Origin of the sequence: Streptomyces sp. NPDC016469, from assembly GCF_040632905.1 — a bacterium.
GTDB lineage: Bacteria > Actinomycetota > Actinomycetes > Streptomycetales > Streptomycetaceae > Streptomyces.
On record NZ_JBEYCQ010000015.1, the window covers coordinates 85,611 to 100,973 of the forward strand.

General features: G+C 70.1%; 13 protein-coding genes and 1 tRNA gene. 7 read left to right on the plus strand and 7 right to left on the minus strand.

Translation table 11 applies throughout. The features are described from left to right. Positions 1-69 precede the first annotated feature (69 nt). Complete coding sequence (locus ABZ565_RS18905; RefSeq protein ID WP_361027723.1) at positions 70-1,956, minus strand: prolyl oligopeptidase family serine peptidase; 1,887 nt, start codon at positions 1,954-1,956, stop codon at positions 70-72. A 70-nt stretch (positions 1,957-2,026) separates the two neighbouring features. Between ABZ565_RS18905 and ABZ565_RS18910 the strand changes: the two genes are divergently transcribed. After that, complete coding sequence (locus ABZ565_RS18910) at positions 2,027-2,863, plus strand: methyltransferase domain-containing protein (RefSeq protein ID WP_361027726.1); 837 nt, start codon at positions 2,027-2,029, stop codon at positions 2,861-2,863. A 45-nt stretch (positions 2,864-2,908) separates the two neighbouring features. Here ABZ565_RS18910 and ABZ565_RS18915 read toward each other — a convergent pair whose 3' ends face one another. Then, positions 2,909-3,715: an SGNH/GDSL hydrolase family protein gene (locus ABZ565_RS18915; protein ID WP_361027729.1), complete on the minus strand. Its 807-nt coding sequence runs from the start codon at positions 3,713-3,715 to the stop codon at positions 2,909-2,911. Positions 3,716-4,214: 499 nt separating this feature from the next. Between ABZ565_RS18915 and ABZ565_RS18920 the strand changes: the two genes are divergently transcribed. Then, positions 4,215-4,889 (plus strand): ABC transporter ATP-binding protein, encoded by a 675-nt coding sequence (locus tag ABZ565_RS18920; RefSeq protein WP_361027732.1) that lies wholly within the window; start codon positions 4,215-4,217, stop codon positions 4,887-4,889. Further along, positions 4,886-7,204 (plus strand): FtsX-like permease family protein, encoded by a 2,319-nt coding sequence (locus tag ABZ565_RS18925; RefSeq protein ID WP_361027735.1) that lies wholly within the window; start codon positions 4,886-4,888, stop codon positions 7,202-7,204. The genes ABZ565_RS18920 and ABZ565_RS18925 overlap by 4 nt, the downstream gene beginning before the upstream one ends. A gap of 128 nt (positions 7,205-7,332) precedes the next feature. Here ABZ565_RS18925 and ABZ565_RS18930 read toward each other — a convergent pair. Next, positions 7,333-7,406 (minus strand) — tRNA-Pro (locus ABZ565_RS18930). A gap of 94 nt (positions 7,407-7,500) precedes the next feature. After that, entirely contained in the window at positions 7,501-8,442 is a 942-nt protein-coding gene (locus ABZ565_RS18935) for a metallophosphoesterase (protein ID WP_361027738.1), read from the minus strand. Positions 8,443-8,521: 79 nt separating this feature from the next. Between ABZ565_RS18935 and ABZ565_RS18940 the strand changes: the two genes are divergently transcribed. Further along, positions 8,522-8,986 (plus strand): GatB/YqeY domain-containing protein, encoded by a 465-nt coding sequence (locus ABZ565_RS18940; RefSeq protein WP_361027741.1) that lies wholly within the window; start codon positions 8,522-8,524, stop codon positions 8,984-8,986. Between the two features lie 86 nt (positions 8,987-9,072). Here ABZ565_RS18940 and ABZ565_RS18945 read toward each other — a convergent pair whose 3' ends face one another. After that, a complete protein-coding gene (locus tag ABZ565_RS18945; RefSeq protein ID WP_361027744.1) occupies positions 9,073-11,325 on the minus strand; it encodes a transglycosylase domain-containing protein in 2,253 nt (750 codons plus the stop codon). Between the two features lie 519 nt (positions 11,326-11,844). Here ABZ565_RS18945 and ABZ565_RS18950 point away from each other — a divergent pair. Continuing rightward, positions 11,845-12,198: a WhiB family transcriptional regulator gene (locus ABZ565_RS18950; protein ID WP_203601634.1), complete on the plus strand. Its 354-nt coding sequence runs from the start codon at positions 11,845-11,847 to the stop codon at positions 12,196-12,198. A gap of 48 nt (positions 12,199-12,246) precedes the next feature. On the opposite strand, the gene ABZ565_RS18955 is transcribed toward ABZ565_RS18950, so the two are convergent. Continuing rightward, positions 12,247-13,590 (minus strand): ArsA family ATPase, encoded by a 1,344-nt coding sequence (locus tag ABZ565_RS18955; protein WP_361027749.1) that lies wholly within the window; start codon positions 13,588-13,590, stop codon positions 12,247-12,249. After that, the gene (locus ABZ565_RS18960; protein ID WP_361027752.1) at positions 13,587-14,576 is read right to left on the minus strand and encodes an ArsA-related P-loop ATPase; all 990 of its coding nucleotides are present in this window, start codon (positions 14,574-14,576) and stop codon (positions 13,587-13,589) included. Before ABZ565_RS18960 ends, ABZ565_RS18955 begins: the two co-directional genes overlap by 4 nt. Before the next feature lie 82 nt (positions 14,577-14,658). On the opposite strand from ABZ565_RS18960, the gene ABZ565_RS18965 reads away from it, so the two are divergent. Next, positions 14,659-14,817, plus strand: a complete 159-nt coding sequence (locus ABZ565_RS18965; protein WP_003991873.1) for a DUF4177 domain-containing protein — start codon at positions 14,659-14,661, stop codon at positions 14,815-14,817. After that, a complete protein-coding gene (locus ABZ565_RS18970; RefSeq protein ID WP_361027755.1) occupies positions 14,817-15,287 on the plus strand; it encodes a RidA family protein in 471 nt (156 codons plus the stop codon). Before ABZ565_RS18965 ends, ABZ565_RS18970 begins: the two co-directional genes overlap by 1 nt. Positions 15,288-15,363 lie beyond the last annotated feature (76 nt).

Here is a 15,363-nt window from a genome sequence, read left to right on the forward strand (position 1 = left end):
GCCGACCGGAGCGGGGGCACCCGGAAAGCGGCCCTTTATCCGTCCCCTACGCGCCGACGGGCGCCTCCCCTACGCGCTGCCGTCCGGCACCTCCCCGCCCTGACCGACAGGGTCACCGGGCCCCGCCGGCGACACTCCGGACAGGTGCCGGCGGGCGAAGTAGAGCTCCAGCCGCACCTGCTTGATCCGCTCCTCCACGACGAGCGAGCCGTGCCCCGCGTCGTACCGGTAGACCTCGTGCACGGCGTCCCGGTCCTTCAGCCGGTCCACGTAGTTCTCCACCTGGCGGATCGGGCAGCGCGGGTCGTTGACCCCGGCGGAGATGTAGACCGGGGCACGCACGGCGTCGACGTACGTCAGGGGGGACGACGCCTCGAACCGCTCGGGCACCTCCTCCGGTGTCCCGCCCAGCAGCGTGCGGTCCATCGCCTTCAGAGCCTCCATCTCGTCGTGATACGCCGTGACGTAGTCCGCGACGGGGACCGCGGCCAGCCCGAGGGCCCAGTCGCCGGGCTGCGTACCGAGGCCGAGCAGTGTGAGATAGCCGCCCCAGGAGCCGCCGGCCAGGACGAGCTTCGCCGGGTCCGCGAGGCCGGACTTCACCGCCCATTCCCGTACCGCCGCGATGTCCTCCAGCTCGATCAGCCCGACCCGGTGCTTGAGCGCGTCCGTCCACGCCCGTCCGTAACCGGTCGAGCCGCGGTAGTTGACCCGGACGACCGCGTAGCCGTGGTCGACCCAGGCCGCGGGGCCGGCCGCGAAGGCGTCGCTGTCGTGCCAGGTGGGGCCGCCGTGGATCTCGAAGACCGTCGGGAACGGCCCCTCGGCGGGGCCTGCCGGCCGCTGGACGAGCGCGTGGATCCGGCCGCCGGGCCCGTCCACCCACACGTCCTCGACGGGCACCGAGGCCGGGGCCTTGGCCCCCGGCGGGTCGAGCACCACCGCGCCGGTCGTGGAGCGGACGACGGGCGGCTCGGCCGCCGACGACCACAGGTATTCGACCGTCCCGTCCGGGCGGGCCGTGGCGCCGGAGACCGTGCCGGTCGGCGTCTCCACCCGGACCAGCTTGCCGTCGGCCGCAGCGGGCTCGTACCGCCAGAGCTCGCTGCGGGCCTCGAAGCCGTGCTCGATGAGCAGCGCGGAGCCGTCCGGATACCACTCGGCGCCCACATCGCCCGGCAGGTCGATGGCCAGGTCCGTCTCCGTGCCCGCCACCGGGTCCCAGATCATCGGCTCCCAGCGTCCGCGCCTCTGGTGTCCGACCAGCAGCCGGGTGTCCCCGGCGACCGGCGCGAAACCGAGGACCGCGAGGCCCAGCTCCTTCGTGCCGCCCTCGGTGTCGTCCAGCTCCGCGACCGTCGTCCCGTCCGGCCGGACCACGCGCAGCGCGGAATGCATCGCGTCCCCGTGCTCGGTGTGCTCCAGGGCGATCAGCGTCCCGTCGTGACTCAGGTCGCCGACCCCGGCCGACTCGCGGTGCCGGTAGATCTCCGCGGGGGCCGCGCCCGGCCGTACCACATGGACCGTCGTACCGTCCTCGTCCGTCGAACGGCCGATCACCGCCGTCCCGTCCCGGCCGATCGCGAGCCCGGCCGGATAAGAGGGCCCGAGACCGGGAGCGGCCGGGACGGACTCGGCGCCCGCCCCGCCGTGGAACGGCCGGCGCATCCACACCCCGAACTCGTCTCCGTCGGTGTCGTCGAACCACCACACGGACTCGCCGTCCGGCGTGAGCACGCCGTCCGTCGTCCCATTCGGCCGGTCGGTCACCTGGCGCTGCTCACCGGTCGCCCGGTCCCACGCGTACAGCTCGTAGGTACCCGTCGCGTTGGAGACGAACAACGCGCGGTCCGGCGCGTCCTCGGCCCAGTCGGGCAGCGACACCCGGGGGGCGCGGAAGCGCTGTTCCCACAGCGGGACGGATGCGGTCGTCGGCGAACCAGTGGCCTCAGTCATGACCCCATTCTGCGCCGGACGCCCGACAATCCGTTCGCTTCGTCCGCAGCCTGTGGATAACCTCGCGCACATGTCCACCGCTCCGACACCGCCCGACTGGCGCGAGGCCAACCGCAGGATGTGGGATGAACGTGTGCCCATCCACGCAGGCAGTGACTTCTACGACCTGGGCTCCTTCCGTGCGGGGAAGGACGCCCTGCGGCCCTTCGAGCTGGCCGAGGTCGGCGATGTGACCGGCCGGTCGCTGCTGCACCTGCAGTGCCACATCGGACTCGACACGCTCTCCTGGGCGCGGCACGGCGCGGCTCAGGTCGTCGGCCTCGACTTCTCCGAACCGGCCGTCGAGACCGCCCGCGCCCTCGCCCAGGACCTGGGACTGGGACCCGACCGCGCGGCTTTCGTCGCCGCCGACGTGTATGACGCGGCCCAGGCCGTACCGGACTCCTCGTACGACATCGTCTACACGGGCGTCGGCGCGCTGAACTGGCTGCCCGACATCGACCGCTGGGCCGAGACGGCCGCGTCGTTGGTGGCGCCCGGTGGCTTCCTCTACCTCGCCGAGTTCCACCCGCTCACGGACTGCCTGGACGACGAGACGGGTTCGCGGATCGTGCACGACTACTTCAGCCGTGAGGCATGGGTGGACGAGACGCCGGGTACGTACGCGGACTTCGATGCCCCGACCGTCCACAACCGCAGCGTCGAGTGGCAGCATCCGGTGGGCAGTGTGGTGTCCGCGCTGGCCGCCGCCGGTCTGCGGATCGAATTCCTCCACGAGCACGACGTCTCGCTCTTCGCGCGTTTCCCTGTCCTGAAATGCGGAGGGGACGACTTCTTCCGCTATCCGCCGGACCGTCCGCGGATCCCGCTGATGTACTCCCTCAAGGCGACCCGCCGGGCGGCCTGACGGAGGAGCGGCGCCCCGGTTCTCCACCGGGGCGCCGCTTCCGTGTCACGCCGCCGAGCGGAACGCCGGCAGATAACCGCCGGACTGTCCCTCGGGCTTGGGGTGGTACGAGTTGTAGACGGGGATCGAGACGCTGTGCAGCCACGGATCTCCGGAGCACAGCTCATGCCCGGTGAACTCGTCGGCGACCCCGGAGAAGGTGAATCCGACGTTCGCCGCCTGCTTGGCGATGACACCGTTCAGTACGTCGGACGCGTTGTTGATGGCCGTACGCGCCTTGTCGGACAGGCCGACGAGACAGCTTCCGCCGATCTTGTAGAAACGGGGGTAGCCCAGCACCACGACATGAGCCTGCGGGGCCTTGGAGTGGATGGAGGCGTAGAGCGAACTCAGCCTTGACGGCAGGGTGTTGTTCATTTTCCCGACGGCCGCGTTCACGGCCGAGATGCAGGCGGACTCGCCGGACAGCACGCAGTCCTGCATGACATCGGCGAAGCCGACGTCATTGCCGCCCGCGGTGACGCTCACCAGCGAGGTGGACGAACTGAGCGCCCCGAGCTGACCACTGGCCACGGTGCTCGTGGTGGCACCCGAACAGGCGACGAAGGCGAACGAGGACGGCGCATTCGCCGCCGCCCAGAGGTAGGGGTACGCCTTGGTGCTGCGCCGGCAGTCACCACTGTCGGACAGATAGCTTCCCGCGCCGACACCGGACGAGTACGAATCGCCCAGGGCGACGTACCCGCCGGCGGCGGCCGAGGAGGATGCCGAAGCCGGCTGGGCGATTCCCAGAGCGGCAGCGGCGGCGAGGAGCAGAGTGGATGCGGACGCCCAGAATCTCCGTACTGACATACCTGTCAGCCCTCCGAAGTGTGGGGGGTGGGTGGGGGGTTGAGTGAGCGGTCCCTGTTGTAGCAGCTCCCGGTACCAGTCGGTAATGGCTCTGCCAGAACCTGCCTGAATTGCCCGAATGATCGGTCGGTAGGCATAGCTCCGCGCGTAGATAAACCCCCAACTTCCCCTGAAACAAAGGTTCTACGGCGATGGATTCGTCTCATCGCAGGGACGCGCCGGAGTGTGCGGCAGGTGGCGGGCGGGGGCTCCGGTGCGGCGTCATCGAATCCGCGCCGTTCACCAGATGGGGGGAAGCGAGATCCGCCCTGTGCGCACCAAGAGGTTTCGCGACTACTCTGAGTGACGCCCGCCGTTGGGGGCTCGGGCGGAGGAAGAGCGTGAAAACTGGCAGCGGCGACTATCGCCACAGCATGGTTCGTTGGCGGGATGGACGGTCGCGGGGCTTCCACGCTGTTTCGGGTGGAGGACTACTGAAGAACAAGGGGTACCGCTCGTCATGGACGCCATCCTTCGCGCCACCGGCCTGGAGTTGTCCTACGGCTCGCAACGTGCCGTCTGCGGAGTGGACTTCACACTGGACGCAGGTGAGGTCTGTGCGATCACGGGCAGCAGCGGATCGGGGAAGTCCTCGCTCCTCCACTGCCTGGCCGGGGTCGTGGCGCCCACTCGCGGTGACGTGTACTTCGGCGGAGTGCGGTTACGGAGCCTCGGCGACGACGAGCTGAGCGCGGTGCGCCGGGAGCGGTTCGGGTTTGTCTTCCAGTACGGTGAACTGCTCCCGGAGTTGACCGTCGAGGAGAACGCCGCCCTTCCGCTGCGGCTGGCCGGACGGCGCAAGGCGGCTGCGCACGAGGTGGCGGGGGAGGTGCTCGGCCGGCTGGGGCTTGCGGAGCTGAGGGAGCGCAGGACTTCGCAGATTTCGGGAGGCCAGAGCCAACGGGTCGCGGTGGCAAGGGCACTGGTCCACCGCCCCGTCGTGGTCTTCGCGGACGAGCCGACAGGCGCCCTCGACAGTGCCAACGCCGATGTGGTGCTGGAGGAGTTCCTGAACCTGGCGCGCTCGCAGGACACCGCCGTGATCATGGTGACGCACGATGCCTCGGTGGCCGCCCGCGCCGACACCCGGTACACGATGGTCGACGGGGCCCTGACCAGGCTGGCCGTGGCGTGAAGGCGCGTCCCGCGATCAGCCTTCTGATCGGGATCAGGCTTTTGCGCGGCGCCGGCCGGGCCGCACTGGTGCGCTTCCTCCTGATGTCCCTGGGCTGCGCGATGGGCGTCGCCTGCCTCGCCGCCGTGCTGACCATCCCCGCGATCCTGTCGGCACACGACAGCCGGGCCGCAGCGCGCGAACCGCAGCCGGTGACCGGGGCCCTGCATGCCCGGTCCGCCGACGACACCGTCTTCCTGGTACGCCAGGACGCCTACGGCTCCCAGCCGTTCACCCGGGTCTTCGTCGGACACCCGGCCGGCGCCCACCTGCCTCGGCCCCCGGGCATCGACTGCCTGCCCGGTGCCGGCGAGGTGCTCGTATCGCCGCGCCTGCGGGAGATCCTGGCCGCCCAGCCCGGCCTCGCCGGACTCCTTCCCGGCCGGGTCGCCGGCACGATCGGCCCGGCGGGGCTCACCGGGCCCGACGAGCTGTACGCGTACATCGGCCGGGCCCCCCGCCATCTGCCCCCTTCCGCGCGGCCGCTGGCCGGGTTCGGCTCGAAGTGGGCTCCGACTCCCGCGGTGGACTCCTCGACCCTCGGCATCCTGCGCTTCGCCCTCGCCTGTCTCGTGCTGCTGCCCCTGGCCGTGTTCCTGTCCGTCTGCGCCAAGCTCTCTGCCGAGGCCCGGGCGCGCAGACTGGCCGCGCTGCGTCTGCTCGGACTCAGCGTGAAGGGCACCCTGCGCGTCAATGCCGTGGAAACGGTGGCCGCCGCCCTCCTCGGCGCGGTGCTCGGCGTCGGCACGTACGCGCTGGCCAACGAGCTCCTCGCGAGCGTCGGCCTGCCGGGGCTCCAGTGGTATCCGCCCGACGGACGGCCCACCACGACCGTCCTGGCCGTGTGCCTGATCGGCTGTCCCGGCCTGGCATGGTTCGTCGGACGCCACCGGGCTCGCCAGGCCGCGTTGCGCCCGCTCCAGGTACGGCGAGGGGCCCGGCCCCGCCCCCCGAAGAAGTACGGGCTGCTGCTCCTTCTCCCAGGGCTGGGCGTCGTCTGCGGCTACTGCGCACTCGGTCTCCTGGGGCACGACCCCTCCGAGGGCCCGGCCAACGCGGTCTTCGTCCCCGTCGGCGTCCTGCTGACGGGAGCCGGCCTCGTGCTGGCACTGGCGCCGGTCACGGCCTGGCTCGCCCGCCGACTCGCCGGCACCACCCAGTCGCTGCCCATGGCCCTCGCCATGCGCCGGAACGAGGTCGAGCCCGGTAGCTCACTGCGCGTCGTCACCGGCCTGGTCCTTCTCGTCTACGCCGCGTCGCTCGCCCAGGGGCTCCTGGTCGAGCTCGCCCACATCAGCCGGCCCACCTCGTCGACCCAGGAGTACTCCCTCCCTCTCAGCGATCTGAGTGAGAACCAGCGGAACCGGATGAGGCAGGTCGAAGGTGTGAAGGGGCAGGCTGTCGCCATGGGTTCCTGGGTTCCGGATGCCGGGTCCTCCGAGCCCCGCATCACCGCCGTGGTCGCCGACTGCGCCCAGCTCACAGCGTTCAGCGCGGTGCCACCCCGAGGCTGCGTGGACGGCAGGATCCAACGCCTCACCGATCCCGAGGTGGCCGAGGACCCGGGCGTCCGGTCCGGCCGCAGCTACCCCTTCCTGCTGAGCGCCGGTGGCGGACGAGCGGACGATACGAAGAAGTTCCGCGTAACACTGCCGCGCGACGCCCTCGTCATCCGGGCGCACCAGCCCTCGGCCTTCGTCGGCGCCGACGTGCTCATCCCGCCCTCCGCGCTCCCCGCCGGGATACAGCCCGCGACGGGCAGCTTCCTCCTGCTGTCGGACTCGGCCCCGGACACCGTACGGGCGGTGCTCGACGGCCTCGGAACTCTCGCACCCACCGCGGAGGTGGAGGCGGTGGGTGTCAATGTGGAGGCTCTTCAGCAGATCACTGTGGTCAAGAGCCTCCTCGCGGCCGGAATGGTCCTCGGCCTCGCCATCGGTGTCGCCGCCTTCGCCGTGTCCGCCGCAGACCGCGCGATGGAGCGCCGAGGCAGGCTTGCCATGCTGAACCTTCTGGGCGCTCGTCCCCTGACCGTCCGCGCGGCCCAGTGCATCCAGGTGCTGCTTCCACTTGCCGTCGGCCTCGTGGGGGCCCTGGTCGCCGGCCGGCTGGCCGAGTCCAGCTACCTGATCACCGGAGGCGGGACCGTCCACTGGGACGGCGAAGGGCTTCCGCTGCTCGTCATCTGCACCGGCGGCATCCTGCTCACAGCGGCCGTGGCCTCCCTGCCGCTCACTCGGCGCCACGTCGAGATCCAGCACATCCGCCGCGACTGACCGAGGCACGCGCGAAGCGGCGCCCTCCCGCCTCCACCAATACGGGCGCGGGCGCGATGACCATCCCCGAAACCACTCAGGGGCCCGACCCGCTAAGCGGATCAGGCCCCTGACCTGGTACTTCACTGTCGGGGTGGCGGGATTTGAACCCACGACCTCTTCGTCCCGAACGAAGCGCGCTGCCAAGCTGCGCTACACCCCGATCGCCGCCGGTCTCCCGGCGACATCGACAACTCTAGCCCACCGGCGCCCGGAGACGAAATCCGGTTTTTGTCGTGATCGGGGGGGCGGCCCGGTTAGGCGTCCCGGGGTGTCAGGGTGAGCAGGGTCGCCTCCGGGGGGCAGGCGATGCGGACCGGGGTGTAGCGGTTCGTACCGCAGCCCGCCGATACGTGGAGGTAGGCGCGGTTGCCGCCGGAGTAGTGGGTGGAGAGGCCCTTCACGCGGTCCGTGTCCAGGTCGCAGTTGGTGACCAGGGCGCCGTAGAAGGGGATGCAGACCTGCCCGCCGTGGGTGTGACCGGCGAGGATCAAGGGGTAACCGTCCGTGGTGAACGCGTCCAGGGAGCGAAGGTAGGGGGCGTGGACCACGCCGATCGAGAGGTCGGCGCCCGTCTCGGGGCCGCCGGCCACCTCGGCGTAGCGGTCCCGCTTGATGTGCGGGTCGTCCAGGCCGGTGAAGGCGAGCTCCAGACCGTCCAGCTTGAGGCGGCCGCGGGTGTTGGACAGGTTGAGCCAGCCCGCCTCGTCGAAGGCGTCGCGCATCGGCTCCCACGGGTTGTGGACGGCGCCGACCGCCGGGGCGTTGCCGTTGAGGCCGTGCTGGCCCGACGCCTTCTCGAAGAGGTAGCGGACCGGGTTGCGCAGCTTGGGGCCGTAGTAGTCGTTGGAGCCGAACACGTACACGCCCGGGAGCTCCATCAGCGGGCCGAGCGCGTCCAGCAGCTCCGGCACGGCCTCGGGGTCGGAGAGGTTGTCGCCGGTGTTCACCACGAAGTCGGGGCGCAGACCGGCCAGGGACTGGAGCCAGGCACGCTTCTTGCGCTGCCCGCTGACCATGTGCACGTCGGAGACCTGGAGGACGCGCAACGGGCGTGCCCCTCGCGGAAGTACCGGGACCGTGACCCTGCGCAGGCGGAACGAGCGGACCTCGAATCCTGCCGCGTAGGCGAGACCGGCGGCGCCGGCCGCGGCGGTGACCGCCGTGATTTTCAGGGGTACTCCGTAGCGTGCGCGCATGCGCCCATCGTCGCAGACGCCGTGCGTCCGCGGGAAAACAGGCGGGCGCCGGGCGCCCCGCACCTGCCACAATCACCTCATGACCACGCTCAAGTCCAAGCTCAAGGAAGACCTCACCACGGCCATGAAGGCGCGTGACGAGCTGACCTCGTCCACGCTCCGGCTGACCCTCACCGCGATCACGAAGGAAGAGGTCGGCGGCAAGACCGCCCGCGAACTCTCCGACGACGAGGTGCAGAAGGTGATCGCCAAGGAGGCCAAGAAGCGCCGTGAGGCCGCCGACGCCTTCGCCAAGGGCGGCCGGACCGAGCAGGCCGAGCGGGAGAAGAAGGAGGGCGCGATCCTCGAGGCGTACCTCCCGCAGCAGCTGAGTGACGAGGAGCTGACCGCGATCGTGGCCTCCGCCGTCGACGAGGCGAAGGCCGCCGGGGCCGAGGGGCCGCGTGCGATGGGCGCCGTCATGAAGATCGTCAACCCGAAGGTCGCGGGGCGCGCCGAGGGCGGCCGGGTGGCCGCCGCGGTGAAGGAGCTCCTCGCGGGCTGAGCGAGGGCGGAGCCGACCGCGTACGTACGAGGGCGGGGCGCCCCGGATGATCCGGAGCGCCCCGCCCTCGACTGCGTAACGGCTGATCAGGGGCCGTTCGTGCCGCCGTTGTTCTGGCCGCGACCGTGGCCGTTGCCGTTTCCGTTGCCCCCGAGGACGTCCGGCGGGATGCTGATGCCGGGGAACGGGTTGTTGTCGTCGCCGGGCTTGTCGTCGCCCGGCTTCTTCTTGTCCCCGTCCGGCTTCTTGCCCTTGTCCTCCTTCTCCTTCGCCCGCGGTACGTCGACCGGGTTGAAGGAAGGGGTCTCGGACGAGCTCAGGGCGCCGGTCATCGCCGTCTTCCAGATCGGACCGGGCAGACAGCCACCGCAGACCTTGTCGTAGTACTGGCCGCCGATGACGATGTTGGTCATCTTGTTCTGGTGGGCGCCGTCGCTGCCGACCCATACCGCCGTGGACAGGTTCGGTGTGTAGCCGACGAACCAGGCGTTCTTGCGCTCGTCGGTGGTGCCGGTCTTGCCCGCGTTGTCACGGTCGCTGAGACCGGCCTGCGTGCCGGTGCCGTCCTCGACGACACCCTTGAGCATCTGGTTGATGGTGTCGGCCGTGTGCTCGCTCATCGCGCGTTTGCACTGCGACTTCGGTACGTCGATCGGCTTGCCGCCCGGCTTGGTGACCGAGAGGAGCGCGACCGGCGTGCAGTACGTGCCGCGGTTGGCGAAGGTCGCGTACACCGAGGCCATGGCGAGCGGGGTCGACTCCTGCCCGCCCAGCGTGGTGTTGGCGACCTCCCACAGCGGCTTGTTGTCGCCGCGTTCGTAGCCGACCTTCTTCGCCATCGCGAGCGTCTCGCAGAGGCCGGTCTTCTGTTCCAGTTTCGCGAAGTAGGTGTTGATCGACTTGCCCAGCGCGCTGGTCATGTCGAACATGCCCTTCTCCGTCTCCGTCTCGTTCTGCACACTCCACGGCTTGTCGTCCGTGGGTGCGCCCGCACAGGTGCGGAAGGAGTCGGCCGGCAGGGAGATCTTGCTCGGAGTGTCGAAGCTCTGTGCCGGGCTGATGCCCTTCTCCAGCGCCGCCGCCGCGGTGATCGGCTTGAACGTCGACCCGACCTGGAAGCCGGCGTAGCTGCCGCCCATGGCGTGGTCGACGGAGAGGTTCAGCATGGTCTGGTGCTTGGCGGGGTCGAGACCGTACGGCCGGGACTGGGCCATCGCCAGGATCCGTCCGGTGCCGGGCTGGACCTGGACCACTGCGTCCGCGACCTTGTCATCCTTGTTGATCCGGGAGACGGCGGCCTCGTTGGACGCGGCCTGCGACCGCGGGTCCAGGGTCGTCTTGATGGTCAGGCCGCCGGTCGCCCAGAGCTTGGCGCGGTCCTTCGCGGTCTTGCCGAAGGCCGGGTCGCTCTTGACGATCTTCGAGACGTAGTCGCAGAAGAATCCGGCGCCGCTGACGGCGGTGATGCAGCCGTTCTGCGGTCGCTTGACCTTCAGCTTGATCGGGGTCTCCTTGGCCTTGTCCGCCTGCGCCTGCGAGACCTTGCCGATGTCCGCCATCCGCTGGAGCACGGTGTTGCGGCGCTTGGTCGCTTCCTCCGTGTCGTTGATGGGGTCGTAGCGGCTGGGCGACTGCACGATCCCGGCCAGCAGCGCCGCCTCCTCCAGCTTCAGGTCCTTCGCCGACTTGGAGAAGTAGCGCTGGGAGGCCGCCTCGACGCCGTATGCCTGCTGCCCGAAGAAGGTGATGTTGAGGTAGTTCTCCAGGATCTTCCGCTTGCCGAGCTCTTCCTCGACCTGGATCGCGTACTTCAGCTCCTGGACCTTGCGGCCCAGCGTCTGCTGGGTGGCCTCGGCGACCTTGGCCGGGTCGTCGCCGGCCTCCTCCACGAAGACGTTCTTCACATACTGCTGGGTGAGGGTGGAGGCGCCCTCCGCCGTACCGCCCGCCTGAACGTTGCGGTTCAGCGCGCGCAGAATGCCCTTGAGGTCGACCGCGCCGTGCTCGTAGAAGCGGGCGTCCTCGATCGCGACGATCGCGTTCTGCATGTACGGGGAGATGCTCGTGAGCGGCACCACCGTGCGGTCACGCGAATAGACGGTGGCGATCAGGCCGCCCTTGCTGTCGAGGATCTTGGTGCGCTGGCTCAGCGGCGGGGTCTTCAGGTTGGCCGGGATCTCGTCGAACCCGTCGACCGTCCCCTTGGCCGCGAGGCCCAGTGCTCCGGCCGCCGGCAGCGCGATGCCCGCCAGGACGACTCCGGAGAGTGCGGCGACACCGAGGAACTTGGCGGCCTGCTGGGTCGTGGTGAGACCCCCGCCCGAGCGCTTCTTTGGCATGGGGGCAGCCTAATCCGTAGATATGAGCGTTCCGTAGGACCGGGGGTCCCTCGGAGCGTTCGCGTACCGGACCGTGACATTCGGATCCGGCGTGGTGGCCGCGCTGCGGCCGCTGGACCTGGTGGCATGGCGACGCGAGGCGGCTACGTTCCCATTCGCCGGACACACGGATATGCCTTGGCCTAAGCTGCTCTCAACTGTCACAGCAGTCCGGTTCCGCATCAACCCCCGTGCACGATCCGGCCACACGCTCGGCGCTCCCGAATTCGCCCCGTGTGTCACCGAACGTCCGATGTGGTTTTGGCGGACTGTCCCGATTTTGGCGGGATAGTCACGCATGTCCTCACCTCACTCCCCTGGGTGATCTGCCGTATACGCATAGTCCGTTCGGGCCATTCAAGATTGGGCCCGAAGGGGGTGTTGTGCTGTCGCCACCTTCCGTAACGTCCTCAACTGGCAGCGGTGAATATGCCGCTGCCGCCGTGGGGGAGCCTCGATTCGGGAGAGGACGGCGCCGGGATGGGCTGGGTAACCGACTGGAGTGCGCAGGCAGCCTGCCGCACTACTGATCCGGATGAACTGTTCGTACAAGGGGCAGCGCAGAACAGGGCCAAGGCGGTGTGCACCGGATGCCCGGTGCGGACCGAGTGCCTGGCCGACGCTTTGGACAACCGCGTCGAGTTCGGCGTGTGGGGCGGGATGACCGAGCGGGAGCGCCGCGCGCTGCTGCGCAGGCGGCCGACGGTGACGTCCTGGCGCCGGCTGCTGGAGACCGCCCGCAGCGAGTACGAGCGCTCCTCGGGCATCCTGCCCGTGGCGATCGGGCTGGAGGACAGCGAGGAACTGCACGAGACGTTCGCCGCCGTCGGCTAGCCGGCCCCTGGCCGTGCGTACGTCGTACGGCTTACGCAGGACGAGGGGTCAGACGGCTCCGGCCGGTGCGGAACCGGTCGCGAGGCGGTTTCCGATGGCTCGCAGGCCCGAGAGGTCATGGACGTCTCCGGGCAGCGCGGCCACGGCGGTCACGGCCACCTCGGGGTGCAGCGCGGTGAAGCGGTCGCGTGTGTCCTGTTCGCGCGCGACCACCTGCATCCGCTCGGCATGCAGACGGAGCAGGCCCGCGGTCAGTTCTTCGGTTGTGACGGCTGTGGTGCTGTCGGGCCGGGGTCCGGGGCCGGTGGTGGGCGGGCGCCCGGCCGCGGGGGAGTCGGCGGGCTCACGAAGTCCAGCCTTCCCTGCCGCCTGATCCACAATGCCGTCGGTTTCAAGATTTTCTGTCTCAAGATTCTCCGCGGCGGCGAGCGCCCGCTCGGCGGAGAGCCGCGCGGCATCGCTGCCGTGGACCCGGTTGAGCACCAGCCCCGCGAGCGGCATGTCCTCCGCGTCCAGACGCTCCACGAAGTACGCCGCCTCGCGCAGGGCGTCCCGCTCCGGCGTCGCGACGACGAGAAACGCCGTACCGGGCGCCTGAAGGAGTTTGTACGTGGCATCCGCCCGGGTACGGAAGCCTCCGAACATGGTGTCCATCGCGGCGACGAACGTCTGTACGTCGCGCAGGAACTGACCGCCCAGCAGCTTGCCCAGCGTCCCGGTCATCATCGACATGCCCACGTTGAGGAACTTCATCCCCGCGCGGCCGCCCATTTTCGCCGGGGCCATCAACAGCTTGATGAACTTCCCGTCCAGGAACGACCCCAAACGCTTCGGGGCGTCCAGGAAGTCCAGCGCGGACCGCGACGGCGGAGTGTCCACGACGATCAGGTCCCACTCGTCCCGCGCCCGGAGCTGCCCCAGCTTCTCCATCGCCATGTACTCCTGCGTGCCCGCGAACCCGGCCGACAGGGACTGGTAGAAGGGGTTCTCCAGAATCGCGCGGGCCCGCTCGCCGTCCGCGTGCGCCTCGACGATCTCGTCGAAGGTCCGCTTCATGTCGAGCATCATGGCGTGCAGCTCGCCGGAGCCCTCGATGCCCTTCACCCGGCGCGGGACGTTGTCCAGCGAGTCGATGCCCATGGACTGGGCGAGTCGGCGGGCCGGGTCGATGGTGAGGACGACGACCTTGCGGCCGCGCTCCGCCGCCCGCACCCCAAGCGCCGCGGCGGTGGTCGTCTTGCCGACGCCACCGGAACCGCAGCAGACGATGATCCGGATGTCCGGATCATCGATCAGGGCGTCGGTGTCCAGAGCCGGTACGGGAGCCGCCGCGGCCTCCTCCGTACGGACGGAAGCCCCCACGCCCGCCCCCGCCTTCGTATCCGCTGTCATGAACCCGCCCCTCGTCCGGATCCCGCTCGGCCCGCGCCCTGCTCGCGGAGTGCGGCCGCCAAGTGGTCCAGCCCGGCCCGGTCCACCCCCTCGCCGATCAGCGGCAGCTCGTACCCCGGCAGGCCGAGCCCGGCCAGCACGGTGCGCTGTTCACGCTCCAGCGCGACCCGCTGGGTGTGCTCGGCGGCCTGCTCGACCAGCGGGCGTACGAGCCCCGCCGCGCCGGTCACGCCCGCCCGCGTCAGCGTCTTGGCGATCTCCTTGCGCCGTCCGCCCACCGTGGCGCGCAGCGCGTCTCCGTCCAGCAGCTGCGGGCGCACCATGTTCACGATGACCCGGCCCACCGGCAGTTCGGCGGCGCGCAGCTCGGCGATGCCGTCCGCGGTCTCCTGGACCGGCATCTCCTCCAGCAGCGTCACCAGGTGCACCGCGGTCTCCGGGGACTTCAGCACCCGCATCACGGCCTGCGCCTGATTGTGTATCGGGCCGATCCGGGCGAGCCCGGCCACCTCGTCGTTCACGTTGAGGAAGCGGGTGATGCGGCCGGTCGGCGGGGCGTCCATGATCACGTAGTCGTAGACGAACCGGTTCTGCCGGTCCTTGCGGCGGACCGCCTCGCACGCCTTGCCCGTCAGCAGGACGTCCCGCACGCCGGGCGCGATGGTGGTGGCGAAGTCGATCGCGCCGAGTTTCTTGAGCGCCCGGCCCGCGCTGCCGAGCTTGTAGAACATCTGGAGATAGTCGAGGAGCGCCAGCTCCGCGTCGATCGCGAGCGCGTAGACCTCTCCGCCGCCCGGAGCGACGGCGATCCTGCGCTCCTCGTAGGGGAGGGAATCCGCCTCGAAGAGCTGGGCGATGCCCTGTCTGCCCTCGACCTCCACGACGAGGGTGCGCCTGCCCTCGGCCGCGAGGGCGAGCGCGAGGGCGGCGGCGACCGTGGTCTTACCGGTACCGCCCTTGCCGCTGACGACCTGGAACCTGCTCACGTATTCGAGCCTAACCAGTCGCACCGCAGCCTACGCACGAGGCTGCGCATGCCCTGGATTGCGCAGGCATTACAGTCGGGCCATGACCAAGTGGGAATACGCGACCGTGCCCCTTCTCGTGCACGCGACCAAGCAGATTCTGGACACCTGGGGCGAGGACGGCTGGGAGCTGGTCCAGGTCGTTCCCGGCCCGAACAACCCCGAGCAGCTCGTGGCGTACCTGAAGCGGGAGAAGCAGTAGTGGCGGGCACCGTCGAGGCCAAGCTGGCCGAGCTCGGACTGCCGCTCCCGGCCGTCGTGCCACCGCTGGCCGCGTACCAGCCGGCCGTGCAGTCCGGGGTGTACGTGTACACGTCCGGTCAGCTGCCCATGGTCGACGGCAAGCTGGCCGTGACCGGCAAGGTCGGCGCCGAGGTCACGCCCGACGAGGCCAAGGAGCTGGCGAAGACCTGTGCGCTGAACGCCCTCGCCGCCGTGAAGTCGGTCGCCGGCGACCTGGACCGGATCGCGCGGGTCGTGAAGGTCGTCGGCTTCGTCGCCTCGGCCACCGACTTCACCGGCCAGCCCGGTGTGATCAACGGTGCGAGCGAACTGCTGGGCGAGGTCCTCGGGGACAAGGGTGTGCACGCCCGCAGCGCCGTGGGTGTCGCCGTGCTGCCGCTGGACGCGCCGGTCGAGGTCGAGATCCAGGTCGAGCTGACCGGAGCCTGATCCGTACCGTCTCCCCCTCTGATCCCGTCCGGCCGTGAGGGCCGGGCGGGATCTTGTGTGTACGCGCCATGTACGG

Coding starts and splice junctions, on each gene's coding strand:
- ABZ565_RS18905 (WP_361027723.1), bottom strand. CDS start 1,956: ATGACTGAGGCCACTGGTTCGCCGACGACCGCATCCGTCCCGCTGTGG.
- ABZ565_RS18910 (WP_361027726.1), top strand. CDS start 2,027: ATGTCCACCGCTCCGACACCGCCCGACTGGCGCGAGGCCAACCGCAGG.
- ABZ565_RS18915 (WP_361027729.1), bottom strand. CDS start 3,715: ATGTCAGTACGGAGATTCTGGGCGTCCGCATCCACTCTGCTCCTCGCC.
- ABZ565_RS18920 (WP_361027732.1), top strand. CDS start 4,215: ATGGACGCCATCCTTCGCGCCACCGGCCTGGAGTTGTCCTACGGCTCG.
- ABZ565_RS18935 (WP_361027738.1), bottom strand. CDS start 8,442: ATGCGCGCACGCTACGGAGTACCCCTGAAAATCACGGCGGTCACCGCC.
- ABZ565_RS18940 (WP_361027741.1), top strand. CDS start 8,522: ATGACCACGCTCAAGTCCAAGCTCAAGGAAGACCTCACCACGGCCATG.
- ABZ565_RS18945 (WP_361027744.1), bottom strand. CDS start 11,325: ATGCCAAAGAAGCGCTCGGGCGGGGGTCTCACCACGACCCAGCAGGCC.
- ABZ565_RS18950 (WP_203601634.1), top strand. CDS start 11,845: ATGGGCTGGGTAACCGACTGGAGTGCGCAGGCAGCCTGCCGCACTACT.
- ABZ565_RS18955 (WP_361027749.1), bottom strand. CDS start 13,590: ATGACAGCGGATACGAAGGCGGGGGCGGGCGTGGGGGCTTCCGTCCGT.
- ABZ565_RS18965 (WP_003991873.1), top strand. CDS start 14,659: ATGACCAAGTGGGAATACGCGACCGTGCCCCTTCTCGTGCACGCGACC.